Genomic DNA, 14,087 nt, shown 5'->3' on the forward strand with positions numbered 1-14,087 from the left:
TACTGATGAAAATGCCACAGCAGCTATCTTTCTTTTATAAATAACAGCACCACGCCCGCGGTGTGATGCTCACGATCAACAAGCTGCTCCCATACGCTCACACTCACATGATAATCGAAAGTGACGTCTACCCTTTATTTCATATAGTCAGTTCAACATCGTTTTAAAATAGCAAAGCCGAGTAACAGCGCTACACATTTATAGTAAGCGAAGCTAGGCTGACGCTGTATCCAAGTTGGTGGTAGAGAACTGGCTATACAATAAGTAAATATCGCTTACATAGACAGCATACAGAATACTGTACTATAAAAACTATGGTAGCGAACCAAATACAGAGAGCGAATATTATGTTAACTTACAAAGCCCCATTACGTGACATCAAGTTCTTGATAAATGACGTGTTTGACTTCCAAACACATTACAAAAGCCTAGACAACGGTGAAAACGCTGATCCAGAAACCGTCGACATGATTTTGCAAGGCATGGCTGACTTTTCGGAAGACGTTTTATCTCCTCTTTATCAACCAGCCGACGCTGAAGGCTGTCATTTCGAAAATGGCGAAGTCACCACACCTAAAGGCTTCAAAGAGGCGTATGACCAGTTCGTAGAAGGCGGCTGGCAAGGTATCTCATACCCTGAAGAGTATGGTGGCATGAACCTCCCAATGTCGATCAACCTGATTAAAGCCGAAATGATTGGCACTGCCAACTGGCCGTGGGCGATGTACCCTGGCCTATCAACTGGTTGCATTAACACCCTACTACAGTATGGTTCCGACGAACAAAAATCAGTCTATTTACCCAAACTGGTAGAAGGCTCTTGGGCGGGCACCATGTGTCTGACTGAACCACAGTGTGGTACTGACTTGGGTCAAGTTAAATCAAAAGCGGTCCCACAACAAGACGGCAGCTATAAAGTAAGCGGTACCAAAATCTTTATCTCAAGCGGTGAGCATGATTTAACAGACAACATCGTCCACATTACGCTAGCTCGTCTACCAGATGCTCCAGAAGGCACTCGCGGTATTTCACTGTTTGTCGTACCGAAGTTTATCCCAAATAGCGAAGGCGAATCAGGCGAGCGCAATACAGTGACCTGTGGCTCAATCGAACACAAAATGGGCATCAGCTCATCATCAACCTGCGTCCTAAACTTTGATGGTGCAGTCGGTTACTTAATCGGCGAACCAAACAAGGGACTCAAGGCAATGTTCACCTTTATGAACACTGCCCGTATCGGTACTGGTATTCAAGGTCTAGCACATACAGAGCTGGCCTTCCAAAACTCGCTACCATATGCCAAAGAGCGTCGTTCTATGCGTGCTTTATCAGGCACGAAAGATCCAAAGAAAGTCGCAGATGCCATCATTCATCATGCAGATGTACGCCGCATGCTACTGACCCAAAAAGCCTTTGCCGAAGGCGGTCGTTCAATGATTTATCACTCAGCACGCTATGCAGATAAAATGGCTCAAGGTGTTGCCAACGATGATGAGGCAGAGTTCGAAAAATGGGATGATAAGCTAGGCTTTTATACACCAATCATTAAAGGCTTTTTAACTGAGCTCGGTATCGAAGCCGCCAAGCATGGTCAGCAAATCTACGGTGGTCACGGCTATATCAAAGAATGGGGCATGGAGCTGATCGCTCGTGATGCACGCATCGCAACGCTATATGAAGGTACGACTGGCGTACAGGCGCTCGATTTATTGGGTCGCAAAGTCATCTTACAGTCTAAAGGTAAAATCATCCGAGACTATACTTCAAGCATTATGAAATGGTGCGGCGAGTACGCACTCGATAAAGAGATGCGCAAGTTCGTGTGGGCACTGACCAAACTCTGTGCAGAGTGGAACACCTTGACCGTACGTTTGATGCTAATGGCACGTAAAGATCGTGAAATCATCTCAGCTGCCTCAGAAGACTTTTTAATGTACTCAGGCTACGTGATGATGGGTTACCACTGGGCGCGTATGGCTGCTGTTGCTCACGAAAAGCTCGAAAAAGGCGGTACAGAGGCGCCAGAGTTCTACGAAGCTAAAATACAGACAGCCGAATTCTACTTTGATAAGCTGTTACCACGTACTTCTGGGCACGCCGAAGCCATGGTTGCACCTAGCGAGAGCATGACATCAATGGCTATCGAAAACTTCTCTTTCTTAGATTGAGAGGCTTAGATTGAGGCGCCTAGATTAAAAGTTCACGTAAAAAATTTCATGTAAAGTAGTAAAAATACTCAGCCACGATTGATAAGAAAAGCGCCTATTAGATGATAGGCGCTTTTTTATGCTCGCTTATTAGACCGATGAGCTGAACTAAGATTTAAGGCGTGTTGAACGTTCAATACATCTTAATTAACCCAGCATTTTTTTATTGTACACCTCGCTGATTTCCTCAACTTCGACGCATATCTGAAAAAGTGTTGGATCCGACTGTGCTGTGCCTATCTCACGCTCGATCGTAGCGACCAATAGCTCAGCCAACTGGTTCCGAATCGCCAAATCACGACCGCTCATTATTTTCAAACGTGCGTAGATAAAGCCATTAGCACATTCACCGTCTGCGACACCAACCAAGAACTTCTCAATCGGTATGACACGTGCTTTGATATCCGTTGGTTTGCCAAAGTGTCCACTGTCCCACAGTGATTGGTTCAAAGACTTAAGCAACGACGCTTCGTCTTCAATCTTTACGTTTGGGGTCGTTTGAAGGGTTAAATGCGGCATAAAAACATCCTTAGTAGGTAGGTAAGTAAAACGAGTAGATGCTGGTGGAGTAATGAAATAATGTTTCAATGTTTCGATGTATCGGCTCGATAAAACAAATAGCAGAGGATTATTTCTTAAGAACTTTTATAATTTTGCTGGCTGTCATTCGTCAGTGATCGCTGCAAAACGGGCATTAAGAGTGTTTGCGAGTTGTGTTGGTGGCAGCTCAATCTCCAGACCTCGGCGACCACCACTGACATAAATCGTAGGTTGAGATTCTGCTGAACTATCGATGATAGTCGCTAACCGTTTTTTTTGCCCCAATGGACTGACGCCTCCGAGTACATAGCCGGTACTACGCTCAACCAACTTAGTCTCTGCCATTTGCACTTTTTTGCAAGATATTAATTTCTGAGCAGACAGCGCTTTGGCCATTTTTTTAAAGTTCAATAATTTATCCACCGGCAAAATAGCAACGGCTAGCTTGCCAGCTTCCGTTGAAACCACCAATGTTTTAAAGACTTGTGTAACATCCACGCCCAGTTTTTCTGCCGCTTCTAAACCAAAAGAAGGCGCATTACTGTCGTGCGTATATTCGTGTATTTGGTAGTCGATACCGAGTTTTTTGGCAAGTTCGATAGCAGGGGTCATGGTGTTTTAACTCATTTTAGTCATCAGGTTTACGAATAGTCCGTCACTGTATTAGGCAGCTCGCAGATGCAAAGTCGTTCACAGATAAAATTCGCAGATAAAAATAGCGATAATGGTTATTCTATACCTCTAGTTGATATTCAAGCGAATTAATATTCACAGGATGTACTCTCCCGATATATCGCTTTGATGGCTTTTATGGCATCATAAGCACAACATATTTGACTATTTTTGATACTAATTATGATACCAAATTTCTTAAAAAAACGGATTTTTAAAGCCCCAGTCACCCCTGAAAGCCCTGCAAAAACTGACGACAATCCGGTCGCCCCGACACCTTACGCTGATGCTCCGATCAGCCAGCTATACCGTAAGCTATCGGGCCAAATGCTTGATGTCGCCGTCAAACCGCAGCTACTGGGTGAGCTTCCTGAGTTCGATACCGACGATCAGACACTCATATTTTATGTACTGCAAGATTATTCACGCTCTAATAGTATTTTGATTGACTTGCAGACGCAAGAGCACGACCTGCCACCTGCATTGGTTGGGGTGCATGACCCTGCCCATAATATCAAAGAAAATGCCGCCATTATATTTTTAAACCATCCACACGCTAAAGGCAGCCAGCTATCGCCGCGCCTGTCACGGTTGGTCTCTGCTGTATTGCAAGACCCCGAGCTAAAGGTTCGTCTAGTGCCGGTCTCTATCCTATGGGGGCGTGCGCCAGAAAAAGAAGACTCTCTCTTTAAACTCCTTACTGCTGATAACTGGGAAGACCCAAGTATCACCAAGCAGTTATTTAATATTGGCGTGATGGGTCGTGATACCTTTGTACAATTCCACCCTCCGCAAGACTTGCATACCATTATGCATGAGCAACTGCAAAATGAAGATAACAGTCTGTCTGACCCTGAGTCTCAGCATAATAAAGCCGATACTAACACAGGTGACGAATCACCTAATTACGCTTTGCTAACAGGCGCAGATAGTAATCGTGAACTGGTCAATATGTTGCAGCAGCAGCTCAGTGTCTATCTGAGTAAGCAGCGCGCCAGTATGCTCGGCCCTGATTTGTCGGACCGACGCAACTTAGTAGATAAGTTGGTGTACTCGCCTGCGATTAAACACGCGATAGAGGCCGAAGCCGAGTCCTCAGGAACGACCGTAAACGAAGCACGCAGTCTCGCCAGAGGCTATGCTAATGAAATGGTCAACGACTACTCACATTCTATCGTTCGAGGTTTTTATAAGTTTCTAACGTGGCTATGGACACAGCTATACGACGGCGTAGAAGTCCATCACTTCGAGCGCGTACGTGATCTGGCCGCCGACCACGAACTCGTTTATGTTCCTTGCCATCGCAGTCATGTCGACTATCTATTGCTGTCCTATGTCATCTATAAACGCGGGCTCAGCATCCCTTACGTAGCTGCTGGTGACAATTTAGACGTGCCAGTATTAGGACCTTTATTACGTGGGGCGGTTGCCTTTTATATTCGTCGTAGCTTCCGTGGCAACGCTCTTTATACTGCTGTACTGCGTGAGTATATGCACACCTTAATCACGCGCAACACGCCTATCGAATACTTTATTGAGGGCGGTCGCTCACGCTCAGGGCGTTTGCTACCACCGAAGATGGGTATGCTGGCAATGACCGTACACAGCCAGTTGCGACGTACCAATAAACCTGTGGTATTCATACCGACGTACATCGGCTATGAACGCATCATGGAGGGTGGTACCTATGTCGGTGAGCTGAAAGGCAAACCAAAAGAGTCTGAATCTTTAGTCGGTTTGCTAAAAGTTGGTCGCAAAATTGAACGTATCTTTGGCACTGTGCATTTAAGCTTTGGTACACCACTACATCTTAGCACTTTTATGACTAAATTCGATGTGCCTGCCGATAGCCTGCCTGCGGATCGTACCGATACAGCGCTCGATGATAAAACCACTGCCATGGTCGATAACATCGGCGTAAAAGTCATGCAGCACATCAACAAAGCAGCAGTCGTCACGCCTGTATCGCTGTTGTCACTGGTGCTACTGTCTGCGCCAAAAGCTGCACTAGACGAAGATATCTGCCGTGAGCAAATCGCTCTCTATCAAAGACTGGCCACACAGATAGCCTACTCCGACGATACCGTCATTACTACAATGAGCCCACAGCAAATCATTGATTATGGCATCAAGCTCAAGCTCATCCAGCGAGTGCCCCATATTTTAGGCGATATCATTCAGGTTGCAGGCAAACAAGCCGCGTTGCTCAGTTACTTCCGCAACAACATCTTGCATGTCTTTATCCTACTGTCTTTCTTGGCGGCGTTAGTCGCGCGTAACGGCCGTATCGAACGCAGTCGTCTAAATAGTATTGCCGAGCAGTTATATCCGTTTTTACAGACCGAGCTATTCTTATATTATCCAGCACACGGTCTAGCGGATACACTGAACAAAACCGTCGACAGCTTGCTATCTCATGGCCTGATCGTGGAATTGAACGATGGTATCCTGAGTGCGCCGGAATCCAACAGCAAATGCTATCAGCAGTTGCAAGTGCTGGCGACGCCGGTAGCACAAAGCCTTGAGCGTTATTCTATGACGCTTGCTCTATTAGCTCAGCAAGGCTCTGGCAATCTAACTGAAAGTGAAGTCGTTGACTTGTGTCACCTGCTTGGACAACGCTTGTCTGTGCTATATGCTGATGACATTCCAGACTTCTTTGACCGCGCCCTGTTTACCAGCTTTATCAGTGCATTGCGACGTTTAGACTATCTGCATAAAGACAAAGAAACAGGGGTATTGACCTTTGATCATCGTATTAATGACATCGCCTATCATGCTAAATATGTCCTGACGCCTGATATGATGCAGCTTTTGCAGCAGGTAGCTAGTCTAGATGACGTTGAAATCACGCACGCGATTACCGAGATTAGTAATAAAAAACAGCGCAAATTTGGGCGTAAGCGTTAGGTTTCGCACGAAAGCAACTCGCACAATCAGCCATATTAAATACAAAAAAAAGACCTCTAACTAACTAGAGGTCTTTTTTATTATTAGAAACTATCAAGATTTTCGGGCTTATATTTCATAGCTTAGATTTTACAACTTGAACGCTAAAACTAGAAATGCATTTACGCTTTAGAAATTTTCTTGTACTTCATGCGCTTAGGAGTAGCATCGTCACCTAGAGTCTTTTTGCGATAGGCTTCAAACTCAGTGTAGTTGCCATCGAACCAAACAGGACCTTCTTCTTCGAATGCCAAGATGTGCGTAGCAATACGATCAAGGAACCAGCGATCATGCGATACGACCATGACTGTACCTGGAAATACTTGAATCGCATCCTCTAGTGCACGCAAGGTTTCGATATCTAGATCATTTGATGGTTCATCAAGGAGCAATACGTTAGCACCCTGCTTTAAGGTCTTTGCTAGCTGCAAGCGGTTTCGCTCACCACCTGATAACTGACCAACATGCTTTTGCTGATCTGAGCCTTTAAAGTTAAAGCGACCAATATAGGCACGGCTTGGCGTGGTATAGTCACCAACAGTAATGACATCTAAGCCATCAGACACTTCTTCCCAAACTGTTTTACTGTCGTCTAAGTTATCACGCACCTGACCGACATAAGCAACTTTGACACTTTCGCCCAAATCAACTGTACCAGTATCTGGTGTATCACGCTCGGTAATCATGTTAAACAGTGTGGTTTTACCTGCACCATTTGGACCGACGATACCAACGATAGCACCTGCTGGCACATTGAAGCTTAGGTTTTCATAAAGCAGGCGATCACCGAATGATTTAGAGATGTCATTGATCTCAATAACCTTGTTACCCAAACGTGGACCAGGTGGAATATAAATCTCAGAAGTTTCGTTACGCTTCTGGAACTCTTGCGAGTTTAGCTCTTCAAAGCGCTGTACACGAGACTTGGACTTGGCCTGTTGACCTTTTTGATTTTTGCGAATCCATTCCAGCTCTTTTTTCAGGGCTTTGGCGAATGACTCTTCTTGCTTGTTTTGCTGCTCTAGACGAGTATTCTTTTGCTCTAGCCACTCGGTGTAGTTGCCTTCGTATGGATAGCCATGACCACGGTCAAGCTCCAAAATCCATTGGGCGACGTTATCTAAGAAGTAACGATCATGGGTAATCGCCACAATTGTACCGCTGTAGTTCTGCAAGAACAGCTCTAGCCACGCGACAGATTCGGCATCCAAATGGTTGGTTGGCTCGTCGAGTAACAGCATATCTGGACGTGACAATAACAAGCGGCATAGCGCCACACGACGTTTTTCACCACCAGACAGTTTGCTAACGTCAGCATCCCATGGCGGCAGACGTAGTGCATCGGCGGCTTTTTCTAGCTGAGTATTTAAGTTATGCGCGTCCCAGGTTTGGATGATGTCTTCCATTTTGCCCTGCTCTTCAGCAAGCTTATCAAAATCAGCATCAGGCTCAGCGTATTCTGCATAGATGGCATCCAATCGTGCCAACGCATCTAATGCTTCGCGCATGCCGTCTTCGACATTGCCACGGACGTCTTTGTCGTCATCAAGCTGTGGCTCCTGCGGTAGATAACCGACCTTGGTACCTGCCTGCGCACGTGCTTCACCGCTAAACTCAGTATCGACGCCTGCCATGATACGTAGCAAGGTTGACTTACCAGCGCCATTGATACCTAGTACGCCAATCTTGGCACCAGGAAAAAACGACAGGTTAATATTTTTCAAGATTTCGCGCTTAGGGGGAACAAGTTTTGACACGTTGTTCATCGTGTAGATATATTGAGCCATTCACACTCCGATAGACTGCATAGAAGAGGCTAGCAAATCATGCTTAGCAACGATGCCAAGCGCGCTACGCCTCAAAATCAGGGTTACACATTGTAAGCCATTATCGCATTGTGGCGCATACCCTGCAAGCCAACAGATTGTTTTAGCGTTTGTTTTACCGCTTTTGTCATTGAGCATGACGCTTTTTGCCGAAAAGCAGCAACGAAACAGACTTTCGACTTATGTTGTTTAACATTTTGATTCACAACTGTTTTATAAAGACCACAAAAAGTAGCATCAAACCTTTCTAAAATTTAATCAATAGCGTTTATTATATTAGAATACCTTAACAAAACAACTTATTCTGAATCACGTGAACCTAAAAATTAAATGACAGTAAAGGTAATACGTTTATGGCCACTGGCTATCGCCCTGAAATTATCCAACGTGCGTTTATTGGTCTTATCGGCTCACACTTACATCCATTTTGGTCATGGACCAGTCCCAAATTGAGGCTGATTGCACGGCAGGTAATGAATGACGACTTGGTTGCTTTGCAATTCGAAAGCAACTACGCCTTTAATCGTCAAACATTTGAGCGACGGCTAGGCTTGCATGGGGGACAATACATCGGGTTAACGGTTATCATCGATGGTGTTCATCATCAGCGTCATTATTCATTGATAGGATTGGCTGAGCAGTCTCTTCAGCTGCAAAATAACGCCCTGACTGACGACCACATGAATAAATCGACGCAGCATCGTCATGTTACTATCGCGATTAAGCCCCAAGGATTGGTTTCAAACTACTTAGTTCGGCAAGCCCAGCTCGGTACAATATTTGATAGCAGTTTACCAAGTGGAGAGTTCACGCTTAAACAGTCAAAACTACATACACAGTCAGGCAAACAATCTATCACTACGCCATCTTCTCTACTGTTCATAGCAGGAGGCAGTGGTATCACTCCCATGTTGGGGCTTATCGCACAAGCCTTAGAGCAAACTCATCAAAATCGTATTGTCACGTTGCTGTATTACAGTCGCATGCCACTAGCAGGGACGCCTTTTTTGCAACACTGGCAGCAACTAAAAAATAGTTATCCGAATTTTACTTATCATTTGGTCAATACAGAAGACCCCAATAGCTATTTGGCGGGTACGCGACATTTGAGTGCCGAAAGTTTGCTGTCGCTAAATTTACCTCTAGTAGATACACAAATATTTGCTTGTGGATCGCAGACATTGTTGACTGGCTTATATAAAGCCGCTGCAGAAATAACTCTGTCTACAAACAAGCAGCTGCGCGATAACATCATAGTAGAGAGCTTTGGTAATGCCATGGCTGGCTTCAATATCGATGACAATCAGACATTTGATCAAACAGTACCTGTAGAAAAACACACTATCTATTTGCGGTCACGGCAAAGGCAGTTCGACACGAATACAACCTTGTTGTTGGGTGCCGAACAAGCTGGCATGCGTCTCAACTATGGCTGCAGACAAGGAATCTGTCAGCTATGTCGCTGCAACAAAGCCAGCGGCGTGGTAAAAAATATTCAAACAGGTAAGGTCAGCAGCGATGGTTAGGTAATCCCCCCCAATAAATAAGAACACTTAGAAATAGAGATTAACTGCTAAAATATACTAGCAGGAGAATCCTATGAAAAAGACACGTTTTACTGACAATCAAATCGTTAATATTCTTAAACAAGCAGAACAAGGCGTACCTATCGCTGACTTGTGTCGCGAGCATAACATTGGACAAAGCACCTTCTACAACTGGCGCTCTAAATATGGTGGTATGGATGCTGCGCTTATCGGTCGCTTAAAAGAGCTTGAAGTTGAGAATGCTCGCTTAAAAAAGATGTATGCCGATGAATGTCTCAAATCCGACATATTACAGGATGCCATGTCAAAAAAGTGGTAGCGCCACTCAGGCGCAAAGAGATGGCTTGTCACTATATTAAAGAACATGGCATCAGTATCCGTAGGGCATGCCTGATCTTTAAGATCAGCGTCACCTGTTATTATCACAAGTCCGTCGCCTCTGATGAGAATAAGCAGATAGCGGACCTGCTAATAGATCTGACGCAGCAGAATAAGAACTGGGGCTTTGGATTATGCTTTTTAACCTTACGTAATGTACTAGGACTGCCATACAACCATAAGCGCGTGTATCGCATTTACCGTGAGCTTGAACTTAACCTTAGAATCAAACCTCGCCGCCGTATTAAGCGCGTAAAACCTGTGCCACTGGCTGTACCTGATAAGATAAACCAAAGCTGGAGCATGGACTTCATGCATGATGCCTTAACTGATGGACGAGGGTTTAGACTGTTTAATGTCATTGATGATTACAACCGTGAAGCCTTAGCGGTTGAGATTGACTTCTCATTACCCGCTCAAAGAGTCATACGCAGTCTGAATCAGTTAATTGAATATCGAGGTAAGCCGGTTCAGGTAAGATGTGATAATGGACCTGAATACATCAGCAACGCGCTTAAAGACTGGGCGGTAAATCAAGGTATCTTGATCAGTTATATTGAGCCTGGCAATCCACAGCAGAATGCTTATGTTGAGCGCTATAATAGAACGATGCGTTATGATTGGTTAAACCAAGAGCTGTTTACGGATTTAGACCAAGTCCGTCAGCAAGCAGAGGATTGGTTGTATCACTATAATTATGAGCGTCCTAATATGGGCAATGGTGGCTTTACGCCAATACAGAAACTAAACCATGCAGCTTAATTCTATTTGATAAGTGTCTTATGATTGGGAGGATTACCGTTACGAGTCGATTCAAACATGCATCAATGTTGCTGTAACCGACGTAGTATTAGATACCTAAGAGACATTAAGGACTTACTTATGCGCTTGTTACCATATATATTTACAGCACAAGGGACTGGTTTCGCTTACACCACGGAAACACAGTCCAACCAAGGTTTGTATCCCACATTGACGGGTGCCCAGCTAACCAAATCTCGCAGTGACGCTTTGGCTGATGAGTTAAATGCGCTGTACCAAAATGTCATGAGCTCATTGGGCAGTGATGATGCACGTTATATTCAACGTGTACATACCACAGTGGTCTACAGCGAAATGGTCTCACGCAGTTTACTCGCAGCGGCTGGGCGCATGTCATCGAAACGTAGCCTAGTAGCAACTTGGCTACTGGCTACTTCCCTACTGAGCTTCAGCAAAATCTTAAACAACATGGAGCTTGGTCATAATGTCATGCACGGGCAATATGACTGGATGCAACATCCCTATCTAAACAGCCAAACGTTTGATTGGGACATTGTCTGTCCTGCGCCACTTTGGCAGCATTCACATAATTACTTGCACCACACCTTCACCAATATCGTTAATCGTGATCATGATGTCGGCTATCACCTGATTCGTGTAACAGATGAGCAACCTTGGACACCAAGCGATCGCTACAACCTGCTTAATACGATGTTTTTAGCCTTAGGGTTTGAGTGGGCAGTTGCCTTCCACGATATTCAAATTAGTGTCGACGAGTATGCTGACTCCCCTCAGTTAGCAGAGATCATGCAGCCTAAATCTCGTGGTCTATTTGCCAAAATTGCTAGGCAAATCGGCAAAGATTACGTTGCTCTGCCTACCGCAGCAGGCCTGCTATTAGGACGACATAGTGCCATGACGACATTGAGTGGTAATATCACCGCCAATACTGCCCGTAACCTATGGACATGGGCGGTTATTTTTTGCGGACACTTCACGGAGCAGGCTCATATCTATACCGAGCTTGATGCAAATGAAAGTAAAGGCGACTGGTATGTGCGCCAGATCCTTGGGTCTAGCAACATAAAGGGCAATAACTTTTTCCACATCTTGACGGGGAATTTATCCCATCAAATCGAGCATCATCTCTTTCCCGATATGCCGGCCAGACATTACGCACGCATCGCGCCACAAGTACAGGCGATATGCAAGAAATATGAACTGCCCTACAATACTGGGCGTTTTGGCTGCCAACTTCGACAAGTGATAGGTAGAATTCATCACTTCAGCAAACCGAGCACCGAGGAGTGGCAGAGTTATCTACAATCGCAATCTATACAAGAAACCAAAACAACTCATGGCGCCAAGGAGGAACAAAAAGAAGCGCCTATCATACGCGGGCTAGGTAAATACCTTCCTCCCGTTATGCGCCAAGCCTTACTTTACTTTTAGGGCGGGCACTGCTGGTAAAAAATCTGTTTATTCAGAATATTAACATTTTTCCTATCCACTCTTACTCTAGGGCGCTACAATTTTTTTGGAAAAAACTATAATATAGACTCAAACAGTGGTGAATCCCGACTGGCTAGATAAACGAACAAATACTTATAAAAAATGGAGAACGGCCATGAACACTCAAACTTTTGAAGAACCTATAAATATCACTCATAACGAATCAGCAAACCGTTTTGAAACCACCATTGATAGCCACACAGGTTATATCAGTTACCAAGACCGTGGTAATGAATTGGTATACGACCACACTGTCGTACCGCAACAACTAGGCGGCCGCGGTTTGGGCTCAGCGCTGGTAAAGCACGCGCTTGACTTCGCACGTCAGCAGGAAAAAAAAGTGGTTCCTCAGTGTTCCTTTGTATCCTCTTACATCAGCAAAAACCCTGAGTACAAAGACTTACTATAGTTGACTAATGGCTGGCCAGCCCGTATTATTTTCAATAAACCATACCAACATAACAATAAAGGTTTTTAACATGAGTAGTTTATCTGACGAACAAGTCGACCTGCAGTTAGAAGAGTTAACTGGTTGGCAGCGTGACGGTAAAAGTATCATTAAAACTTATCACTTCAGTGACTTCATTGAGGCGATGAGCTTTATGAACCAAGCTGCTTTTTATGCTGAATCACTTGAGCATCACCCCGAATGGCGCAATACTTACAATGTGGTAGAAGTTCGCCTCACCAACCACGATATCGGCGGCATTTCTAGCTTGGATATCCGTCTAGCCAAACGTATGGAATATATCATTCAACCTAAACGCTTATAACGATGCGTCAATAATTTTTGATGGTTGAATAAAAGCTCCAAGAGAATAGAAATTCTAAGAAAAAAGGCCATAAAAAGTAAGCCATAAAAAGTCCTCATATGTTATGAGGACTTTTTTGTTTGATAATGGATTTTGGCTCAACATTCAGTGCCTACTGCTTACATTTTGCGGCTAACGAACGCGACGATGATTAGAATGACGGCGACAGCTAAGAAAATATATGCCAGATTAGCAGATAGTCCAGCGACCCCGCCAAAACCTAAGAGGCTTGCTAACAATGCGATTACCGCAAAAATAATAGCCCAACGAAACATAATGCTCTCCTTTTCGTATTTATCTTTATTTTCATTATTTTCATTCTTTTCTTTTAGTACTGCTTACAACGCTAGATTAGCAATATTTATTTTTGAAAAACGTGCACTTTAGTAAAAAAAACGGCAAGTTATGTAATGTGTGTATTAAATATTAGCAGTTTGGTGTTTTTTTCTGGATTTATAGGACTTGTGTATAGAGAAGGTGGGTTACTTTTTATTGACTCTGCTTTTCATCATATAATCTGATATAAACAGTAAGTAACAAATACCCTTTATTCATTGGTGGTGTTCTAAAAAGTATGCTGGTGATCAAAGTCAAGAAAAAACTCATGCACCATCCTCTGATTTTACAAGCCTTTCGAAGCATTAAAAATTGTTCAAATTCTAATCAGCATACTTTCTGATACACCACCTATTCATTATGATCACTTTCGAACATAGTTCTTTATAAAAGAAAAACGCTAAATACGATGGCAGCAGTCAGTTAAATATCTGACTTATATAAACAGTTTGGCTTAACCTTAGTTGTGCCAAATCATCCGCTTAAAAACAATTCGATGAACTACCCACTACCTTAGAGGTAGGGGTTTCTTAGGTAATGCTCATA

The 14,087-nt window shown here is 44.0% G+C and carries 11 protein-coding genes; 7 read left to right on the plus strand and 4 right to left on the minus strand.

Features of this window, described 5'->3' with window-relative positions:
- Positions 1-347: 347 nt before the first annotated feature.
- Positions 348-2,168, plus strand: coding sequence for an acyl-CoA dehydrogenase C-terminal domain-containing protein (locus L0J61_RS03790; protein ID WP_301464987.1), 1,821 nt, complete (start codon positions 348-350; stop codon positions 2,166-2,168).
- Between the two features lie 186 nt (positions 2,169-2,354).
- On the opposite strand, the gene L0J61_RS03795 is transcribed toward L0J61_RS03790, so the two are convergent.
- Both L0J61_RS03795 and ybaK read right to left on the minus strand, forming a co-directional pair.
- Entirely contained in the window at positions 2,355-2,726 is a 372-nt protein-coding gene (locus tag L0J61_RS03795) for a 5-carboxymethyl-2-hydroxymuconate Delta-isomerase (protein ID WP_301464988.1), read from the minus strand.
- Positions 2,727-2,870: 144 nt separating this feature from the next.
- On the minus strand, positions 2,871-3,359 hold the full coding sequence (ybaK, locus tag L0J61_RS03800) for a Cys-tRNA(Pro) deacylase (RefSeq protein WP_301464989.1): 489 nt from the start codon (positions 3,357-3,359) through the stop codon (positions 2,871-2,873).
- A 243-nt stretch (positions 3,360-3,602) separates the two neighbouring features.
- Between ybaK and plsB the strand changes: the two genes are divergently transcribed.
- On the plus strand, positions 3,603-6,329 hold the full coding sequence (plsB, locus tag L0J61_RS03805) for a glycerol-3-phosphate 1-O-acyltransferase PlsB (protein ID WP_301464990.1): 2,727 nt from the start codon (positions 3,603-3,605) through the stop codon (positions 6,327-6,329).
- Between the two features lie 161 nt (positions 6,330-6,490).
- Here plsB and ettA read toward each other — a convergent pair whose 3' ends face one another.
- Positions 6,491-8,155, minus strand: coding sequence for an energy-dependent translational throttle protein EttA (ettA, locus tag L0J61_RS03810; RefSeq protein ID WP_301464991.1), 1,665 nt, complete (start codon positions 8,153-8,155; stop codon positions 6,491-6,493).
- Between the two features lie 392 nt (positions 8,156-8,547).
- On the opposite strand from ettA, the gene L0J61_RS03815 reads away from it, so the two are divergent.
- The 5 genes from L0J61_RS03815 to L0J61_RS03835 all read left to right on the plus strand — a co-directional run bounded on the left by L0J61_RS03815 (position 8,548) and on the right by L0J61_RS03835 (position 13,166).
- The gene (locus tag L0J61_RS03815; protein ID WP_301464992.1) at positions 8,548-9,720 is read left to right on the plus strand and encodes a flavin reductase family protein; all 1,173 of its coding nucleotides are present in this window, start codon (positions 8,548-8,550) and stop codon (positions 9,718-9,720) included.
- A gap of 73 nt (positions 9,721-9,793) precedes the next feature.
- Positions 9,794-10,881, plus strand: a protein-coding gene (locus L0J61_RS03820; RefSeq protein ID WP_301464993.1) for an IS3 family transposase whose coding sequence is annotated in 2 segments (ribosomal slippage) — positions 9,794-10,046 and positions 10,046-10,881 — 1,089 coding nt in all. Because the reading frame shifts where the segments join, the coding sequence is not laid out codon by codon here.
- Between the two features lie 120 nt (positions 10,882-11,001).
- Positions 11,002-12,333: an acyl-CoA desaturase gene (locus tag L0J61_RS03825; protein WP_301464994.1), complete on the plus strand. Its 1,332-nt coding sequence runs from the start codon at positions 11,002-11,004 to the stop codon at positions 12,331-12,333.
- Between the two features lie 175 nt (positions 12,334-12,508).
- The gene (locus L0J61_RS03830) at positions 12,509-12,802 is read left to right on the plus strand and encodes a GNAT family N-acetyltransferase (protein WP_301464995.1); all 294 of its coding nucleotides are present in this window, start codon (positions 12,509-12,511) and stop codon (positions 12,800-12,802) included.
- A gap of 70 nt (positions 12,803-12,872) precedes the next feature.
- On the plus strand, positions 12,873-13,166 hold the full coding sequence (locus L0J61_RS03835; RefSeq protein WP_301464996.1) for a 4a-hydroxytetrahydrobiopterin dehydratase: 294 nt from the start codon (positions 12,873-12,875) through the stop codon (positions 13,164-13,166).
- A gap of 158 nt (positions 13,167-13,324) precedes the next feature.
- Here the strand turns inward: L0J61_RS03835 and L0J61_RS03840 are convergent, their stop codons facing one another.
- The gene (locus tag L0J61_RS03840; RefSeq protein WP_301464997.1) at positions 13,325-13,480 is read right to left on the minus strand and encodes a DUF1328 domain-containing protein; all 156 of its coding nucleotides are present in this window, start codon (positions 13,478-13,480) and stop codon (positions 13,325-13,327) included.
- Positions 13,481-14,087 lie beyond the last annotated feature (607 nt).

The sequence above is a fragment of the Psychrobacter sp. genome (assembly GCF_030457785.1).
In the GTDB taxonomy this organism is placed as follows: Bacteria; Pseudomonadota; Gammaproteobacteria; order Pseudomonadales; family Moraxellaceae; genus Psychrobacter.